3 protein-coding genes are annotated in these 3,609 nt (G+C 38.2%); all 3 read right to left on the bottom strand.

The genetic code is table 11. The features are described from left to right. Positions 1-232: 232 nt before the first annotated feature. Entirely contained in the window at positions 233-850 is a 618-nt protein-coding gene (locus tag QYT14_RS18765) for a winged helix-turn-helix domain-containing protein (RefSeq protein ID WP_032944114.1), read from the bottom strand. Positions 851-1,413: 563 nt separating this feature from the next. Beyond that, on the bottom strand, positions 1,414-3,222 hold the full coding sequence (locus QYT14_RS18760; RefSeq protein WP_032944113.1) for a DEAD/DEAH box helicase family protein: 1,809 nt from the start codon (positions 3,220-3,222) through the stop codon (positions 1,414-1,416). Between the two features lie 61 nt (positions 3,223-3,283). Next, the coding region (locus QYT14_RS18755; RefSeq protein ID WP_289826567.1) for a hypothetical protein at positions 3,284-3,609 on the bottom strand (326 nt) is incomplete at its 5' end.

Genomic DNA, 3,609 nt, shown 5'->3' with positions numbered 1-3,609 from the left:
TAAGTACCTTATATATCTGTTCTCTTGACTTTTAGCTAAACTGAATATGGGTGATTCTTTAATTATGTAGTCTTTTTAATGTCATTGGCTGTATGTGGCATATTATAAAGTATAGGCTATATAACTCTTATTAAAGTGGAAATTTTCAGAAAGTCAGAATCGGAAAAATGTACGTCTGTGGTTCTGCGCCAAAAATAAAAGCCGCAAGGGTTACTTACGGCTTGGCGATATATTAGGCGATGTAACCTCTTTCAAGGTCTTCATCGGTGATTATTTCGGGATATAGGTTCTTGATAATAGCCAACTGGCTTTCAGAAGTTATCAGAAATATATCCTCTCTAAGCAGGTGTATTCCTTTCTTGTCCCTTTTTGCATAGCCATTTTCTATGGCTTCATTCATATATCTTGATATTGTACCTTTAGACAAGCCAAGTTCTTCCGCTAATTTGTTTTGGCTGTAAAGAGTGGTGTTAGTCCCGTTCAAGCATTTACATTTCAGCAGGACAAGAAAGCCTTTCAGTTCCTTGCTTATAGGTTCATTATATAGCTTATTAGCTATAAGAACGTAATGTTCCGTATCTAATCGGTAACTGCATCTGTTGAATTTTCCATATTGTCCGTAAACATCAAATTTATCTATGCTTACTAATCCGAGGGATTCAAACTTGTGCAGCCATTCCCTTATCTGGTCTGTCTTTTTAATTCCGTAGAAATCAGTCAAGTTATCTTGTTTGATATATGATTCCATCGTATTGCAGTCGGAACAGAGAGCCAGACAATAGAATAGGTACGTTTCCAGCAGATTGAGTTTTCCTGCGATATTAGATGTTATTCTTCTGTATGAGGTCATTAGCAACCGTATGTTTATAGTTAGTAAAATAAATATCTCCTTTCTTTACCAATCTTCTGTAATGGTGGTTTCCGAAGTAGCTTTTCGCTTCTTTCTGATTCGTGAATGTCTGTTTTGTAGGCAAATAGATAATCATAGGCAATTAAATATGAGATTTTGAGAATTAACCAATCTGTCCCGATTTGAAAAATCGGGTAGGTTAGGTATTTATATATAGGTATTTATATGCGACCCACCTAAGATGAACACTCCGCACCCCCTAAAATGAACACCTCTTTTTTTGAGAATCAGAACCGGATTTTGAGAATGCTGTTTTTGTGAGGTTAGATTTCTGTTTTTTCAGATATGCTATCTTATTCATTATATTAAAAAGTTTCAAGTAGAATCGGTGCAATCATTAGTTATAGAGAAAACCAACCATTTTTAGTGATTATAGGAAAGACACGGTTTGCATCTGTCCTATAATCTTGTATAAACGTAAGATGGCTTTCTGTATATGCAGGCGCAGGTACTTTTTTAAAGCAGGGTATATATAGGAATTTCTTCATAAAAAAGGTACTCGCCTATATGCCTTTCCGCATGGTCAGTTGATAACCTTTTATATTTTTCCGCTTGCTTTCCACCGCATGAAAAAAATCAAGAATGGTATGTGATGTTACCGCTTTCTTTGGGACAATGCCAAACAACTTAAAAATCCTGCTGATTTCTTCCTTTATGAATTTTCGGGAATACCATTTGCCCGTTTCAAAAGAGTTGTATATCATCTGTGAGACTTCCGTTCCCGTAACTTTGGCATGGTAGTCTGCAATAATCATTGCTTCCTTTATTTTCTTGCGGTTATATTTCAACCGTTCAATTTCTTTCTTGCCTATCTTGTTGTATGCTTCCACTATAAAACTGTCCGCTTGTTCCAAGTCCCTTTTGAATTGGTATTCCATTTCCGTTTGGCATTCACCAAGCAATTCAAGCTGTTGTACCATTATCTTACGTTTCTCCTTGATGGAATTTGACTTGTTGCTACGTTGCAGTCTCTCATAGTCACCGAGTTTATAATCCAAAATGCTATAATTATTTATGGTAAAAGCATCGCAGTTCTTGTATGCTTCATGCAGATTATCGGGACAATTATAATATCCTTTCACCAGTTCCGTATTGATGTAGTTGTCTATCTTGAAGTATTTGGTTCTTCCTTTCTCGTCCAGCATCTCCGCATAGGGCAGACTGGTAAGTACTGTACCGTATGCGTCTTTTGCGGAAACGGTGGTCGCATAGTCATAATAATTCTGTAACATATCGTACACGTCTTTCCAACACGAAATACGTCCTTTAAGTTCTTCCTTGCTTCTCACCATGAAATTGCGGTTGGTGTTGCTGATATGGTGGATAGAGGACACACCGTTTCTGAATCTTCCCACACATTGAATCGTGTCCGTATTCGGGTCAAATGCGGTATAGTCCGCAAAATAACAGTCTGTCAGTAATAAGATGGTCGGCTTCTCTTCAAGTTCAATATCCACCGCATTATAAAAACGTGAAGTGAGCCAGTTATAACGCCTCATTATGTCTTTGTCCCATATATCGGAAACATTCTCAAACTTCAAGCCTTTCAGCTTTTCCACACTCTTTTCGGAACAGAATACTGCGGATTCGTCCAATAAGTCAAGTTGCTGCATCAGTGAATAGATGGTATCTGTAGAATTACAGAATACGAAACAATTACCTTTCAGACCTGCAAACACTTCTTTTGCTGCCTGCAACAGATTATTGGTAGCATGGAGATTCATGCCTTTTACATAGTCGAATGTAGGCTTGATGGTAATGGTCTGAAATTTCTGTTCTTCAAAACGTGGGTCTGTAAACTCAATGGGAGTGGCAGATACCAAGGCTTTCTGTTCACATTCAAAAAATAAGTCCATAGGCAATGTTATATCGGGACGAAAACCTGAATCTTTGACTATCTTATGGCATTCATCGAACAATAGAAAGCTGTTATAGCGTATATCCATATCCATTTCTTCAAATGCTTCCTGCACCTTGTGGAAACTTTCGGGAGTGGTGAGTATCTTGAAATATTTATTCTGTTTGATGCTCCTTTCCATGTATGCCACTATGTCGTCCGCATAGACACCATCAAAAACACCGAAAAGATTGTCTTTTCCATGCTTCGGGTCTTTACACTTTCCGCTGATAACGGGTTTGTTCGGCTCTATGATGATTGAATTGCGGTGTGCTTTCAGTTCTCCATAAGTAGCACCAAGTCCCGTAAGTTTCTTATATAATATGGTGTTGGTGGGGATTTCGGGCAGTATCTCTGTCAAGTATTGGATTTTGCCGTTTGCTTCCTTGCTGACTGTTATCTCTTTGTTCTTCATTTTTCTTATACTTAAATAGTTAATAAAAAAGGGGGAAACTCCCCCCTTTACTTTTGGTTGTTTAGATAATCTGTTTATGCTCACGTAAATAGTCCAATGTCTCATCTGTCCGCTTGATTCTGAACATTATCTTTCCTTTGAAGCAAGGAAGAATCGCACTGATAGATTCGGGATGCTCTCTAAACAACGGAACATATTGTATTGTCTTACCAGCGTCAATCATTGCTTTCAGTATTCCAAGCTGGAAGTCCTCGTTCTCATCCAACGTGTCCGCTTCTTTCGGGTTTGTATCGAAGTCTGTCACGTCACCTTTGAATAAGTAGTTCAACAAGCCTTGATAGGATGCGCTTTTCAGTTGGTATTTGAATCCTGCCACGTGAGCGGATT

Origin of the sequence: uncultured Phocaeicola sp., assembly GCF_948499155.1 — a bacterium.
GTDB classification, from domain to species: Bacteria; Bacteroidota; Bacteroidia; order Bacteroidales; family Bacteroidaceae; genus Phocaeicola; species Phocaeicola faecalis.
This window is presented reverse-complemented; position numbering and strand designations above follow the sequence as displayed.

Bases quoted from the DNA above. Each gene is read 5' to 3' on its own strand.
- QYT14_RS18760 (WP_032944113.1), bottom strand. From the start codon at position 3,222: ATGAAGAACAAAGAGATAACAGTCAGCAAGGAAGCAAACGGCAAAATC.
- QYT14_RS18765 (WP_032944114.1), bottom strand. From the start codon at position 850: ATGACCTCATACAGAAGAATAACATCTAATATCGCAGGAAAACTCAAT.